We start from the raw sequence: 1,554 nt of genomic DNA on the forward strand, positions 1-1,554 counted from the left end.
ACGACCCGCCCGGGTGCGAGCCGCCGTGCCACGGCCACCCCGATCTCACTGCGCCCACCCAGCACCAGCACCACGCCATCGTCGATCTCGGCCATGGCGTTCAGTCTGCCAAAGGGACCGGTGCCGTCCGGCCGCCGCCCGGAGTTGGTAGCGTCGGACCATGCCGACTCCGCGCCCCGAGCTCTCCGCCGCCGCCCTCGAATTCGTCGCCGAACGCCATCTGGCGACGCTGAGCACGCTGCGCGCCGACGGCACCCCGCATGTGGTGGCGGTGGGCTTCACCTGGGATCCGGAGGCCGGGGTCGCGCGGGTGATCACCAGCGACGACAAGGTGAAGGTGCGCAATGTGCGCCGGTCGGGGTACGCGGCGGTGAGTCAGGTGGACGGCCCCCGGTGGCTCACCCTGGAGGGTCCGGCCGAGGTGCTCGACGACGCGGTGAGCGTGGCCGACGCGGAGCGGCGGTACGCGCGGCGCTACCGGGTGCCGCGGGAGAATCCGAACCGGGTGGTCATCGCCATCAAGGTGCAGCGGGTGCTGTCGAGCGGCACGCTGAAGAACGGCGGCGCGGCCGCGCACTGAATCGCATCGGGGTCCTGTCACTCCGAATTCGCATACCCGCCGGTCCATTTCGCTAATTTGTGCGTCCCGTCCACTCGGCAGCGAAGATAACTCCGTGCGGACGAAATTCTCCTACGAGCTCACCACGCTGACCCATGAGCTCGCCCACATGGCGCGACTCGCGCACGAGGCCACCGAGCGGGCCACGGCCGCGCTGACCGATACCGATCTGGGCGCCGCCTACGAGGTCTTCGCCCTCGAGGAGCAGCTCCAGGCCAAGCACGCCACCTGCGAGGACAGATCCGTCATCCTGCTGGCACTGGAGGCGCCCGTCGCACGCGATCTGCGCCATGTGGTGACCGCCATCCAGATCGCCGACGACCTCAACGGCATCGGCGGCGCACTCAGCCGGGTGGCCGACAGCGTGGTGCGCCGCCACCCGCTGCCCGTGGCGCCGCCGCACGTGGTCACCCTGCTGACCGGAATGGCCACGGCCACCACGCATCTGGCCGCCGCCGCGGTGGCGGCCATCGTCGCCCGACCGCCCTCCCCGGATCTGGCGCCGATTCCCGCCGACGACACCCTCGACCGGCTGCATCGCCAAGTGCTGCGGGTGGTCGGCGACACCAGCTGGACGCACGGCGCCGCCATGGCGGTGGACGTGGCCCTGCTGGCGCAGCACTACGACCGCTGCGCCGCCCACTGCGTCCGCATCGGACGCCTGATCCGCTTCCTGCACACCGGGATTCCGCTCTCGGCGCAGGTGGAACCCTGACGCCGAGCGCGTCCGCGGCCCGCTAGAGCCGGGTCAGGCCGTGCGGGCGGGTATTGACCGATTCACAGCCGTCCTCGGTCACCACGACGATGTCCTCGATGCGGGCGCCCCACTCACCGGCGAAATAGATGCCCGGTTCGACGCTGAAAGCCATCCCCGCCGCGAGCGGAATGTCGTTGCCCGCCACGATGTAGGGCTCCTCGTGCACCGACAGGCCGAT

3 protein-coding genes and 1 pseudogene are annotated in these 1,554 nt (G+C 70.8%); 2 read left to right on the plus strand and 2 right to left on the minus strand.

Going from position 1 to position 1,554, the window contains the following annotated elements; genetic code table 11:
- Positions 1-95, minus strand: a pseudogene (locus tag QK444_RS36165) (oxidoreductase); the annotation flags it as partial.
- A gap of 65 nt (positions 96-160) precedes the next feature.
- On the opposite strand from QK444_RS36165, the gene QK444_RS36170 reads away from it, so the two are divergent.
- Both QK444_RS36170 and QK444_RS36175 read left to right on the plus strand, forming a co-directional pair.
- Positions 161-580, plus strand: coding sequence for a PPOX class F420-dependent oxidoreductase (locus QK444_RS36170; RefSeq protein WP_029927955.1), 420 nt, complete (start codon positions 161-163; stop codon positions 578-580).
- 94 nt (positions 581-674) lie between these two features.
- The gene (locus QK444_RS36175) at positions 675-1,334 is read left to right on the plus strand and encodes a PhoU domain-containing protein (RefSeq protein ID WP_282786609.1); all 660 of its coding nucleotides are present in this window, start codon (positions 675-677) and stop codon (positions 1,332-1,334) included.
- 22 nt (positions 1,335-1,356) lie between these two features.
- Here the strand turns inward: QK444_RS36175 and QK444_RS36180 are convergent.
- The coding region (locus QK444_RS36180; protein ID WP_282786611.1) for a M24 family metallopeptidase at positions 1,357-1,554 on the minus strand (198 nt) is incomplete at its 5' end.

It is taken from the genome of Nocardia sp. CC201C, from assembly GCF_030010695.1.
Classification (GTDB): Bacteria; Actinomycetota; Actinomycetes; order Mycobacteriales; family Mycobacteriaceae; genus Nocardia; species Nocardia otitidiscaviarum.

Excerpts from the sequence above, each read along its gene's own strand:
- QK444_RS36170 (WP_029927955.1), top strand. The coding sequence starts at position 161 with ATGCCGACTCCGCGCCCCGAGCTCTCCGCCGCCGCCCTCGAATTCGTC.